The organism is Nostoc sp. UIC 10890 (assembly GCF_054786515.1).
Genome location: NZ_JBSGKF010000147.1, coordinates 1 through 1463, shown reverse-complemented (window position 1 = coordinate 1463; position 1463 = coordinate 1). Strand labels below are relative to the sequence as shown.

Below are 1463 nucleotides of genomic sequence, written 5' to 3'. Positions count from 1 at the left end.
TCATAAAAAACAGTCCCAACATCAAAGCAACCACCTTAACCTTCTATCTGGGAACGGATTTATATGGGAGAGATATCTTGAGCCGATTGGTTCTAGGGGCGAGAATAAGTTTGTCGGTCGGACTGGTCGCGGTGGTCATCAGCCTAGTTTTAGGTGTTTTTCTTGGGATGTTGAGCGGCTTTTATCGGGGAAAAATCGACCAGCTGATTCAATGGGTTGTGAATGTAGTGTGGAGCATCCCAACCCTTTTATTGGTTTTTGGCATTACTTGGATTTTGGGCAAAGGGTTCTGGCAAGTTTTCGCCGCCGTTGGGCTCTCTATTTGGGTGAATGTGGCCAGATTGGTTCGGGGCAAAGTGTTGAGCGAAAGAGAATTGACTTACGTGGAAGCAGCCCGCGCACTTGGGTATGGCGAATTCAGAATCATGTTTCGTCATATATTGCCAAATGTTATGGGACCGGTAATTGTTTTGTGCGCCGCTAATTTCGCCAGTGCTATTGTATTAGAGGCTGGACTTAGCTTTTTAGGAGTTGGCGTACAGGCTCCTCAACCCAGTTGGGGGTTGATGATGAGAGAGCACTACAACTTTATCATCACCAATCAGCCTTTTTTAGCTATAGTGCCTGGAATTGCGATCGTACTCTTGGTATTGGCTTTTAACCTGCTGGGATTAGCCATCAAAGACAGCTTTGATCGCAGAGGATGAACAACGAAAGAACGGATGTTTTTTAATATGAAGCCCCCAGTTGTTGGAATGAAATCCTACTAAAAACACCAACTGCCTGTCTATTGAATCGCTACAATTGCTTAGGAGAAATTTTTTAGTTTTTTCTGGAATAGCGGTAGGAGCTAGTAGCTGCGTTGGATGGTCGAGCCACTGAACTTACACGAATGTTCACAACGCAAGAAACTTGAGCAGGGGTATTGTTGATGGTGATCGTATTGCTTGCGTTAGAACTGGTAGTGTTGCTGGTGAAAAAACTGGCCCCACCGGCCTCTGGCGCAGCAGTCACTTCTATCCTAACCCCTTGTGAGGGCATGGTTGAAGTTACATTGATGGTTACCGGAAAGGTAGTGCCTACCGCAGCTGGAACCACAGCGTTATTCGCTGGATTGGTAGTAATGGTAAGGTTGGCCTCCTGAGGGGGCGGGGGAGTTGATCCACCTCCATCACCACCTTTGCTGCAAGAGAATAAGGCAAGGCTTGTCAGCAACAGAAAAGAAATCTGCTTAATCGTTTTCATCAGTATCATTTAGGTTTTACAGTCTGAATTATAATCAAGCAGAAAGGTAAGAAAAAAGTTAATGATCCACAATTTCTGTTGAATATGGTCCGCAAAAACACATAAGCGACTTCTTCTGAGGTCCTCCTTTTCAGATAGACAACACAGAAGAAGTCGTTGCATCTCTACAAACTTACCTGCACATTCCGAATAAAGCTTTCTTCCAAAGAAATGAAAGT

2 protein-coding genes are annotated in these 1463 nt (G+C 44.7%); one reads left to right on the top strand and one right to left on the bottom strand.

Features of this window, described 5'->3' with window-relative positions:
- Positions 1–707 (top strand): ABC transporter permease (locus ACWATR_RS39975; RefSeq protein WP_460345911.1); only part of this gene is annotated, 707 nt, incomplete at its 5' end.
- A gap of 115 nt (positions 708–822) precedes the next feature.
- On the opposite strand, the gene ACWATR_RS39970 is transcribed toward ACWATR_RS39975, so the two are convergent.
- Positions 823–1245, bottom strand: coding sequence for a hypothetical protein (locus tag ACWATR_RS39970; protein WP_460345908.1), 423 nt, complete (start codon positions 1243–1245; stop codon positions 823–825).
- Positions 1246–1463 lie beyond the last annotated feature (218 nt).

Bases quoted from the DNA above. Each gene is read 5' to 3' on its own strand.
- ACWATR_RS39970 (WP_460345908.1), bottom strand. From the start codon at position 1,245: ATGAAAACGATTAAGCAGATTTCTTTTCTGTTGCTGACAAGCCTTGCC.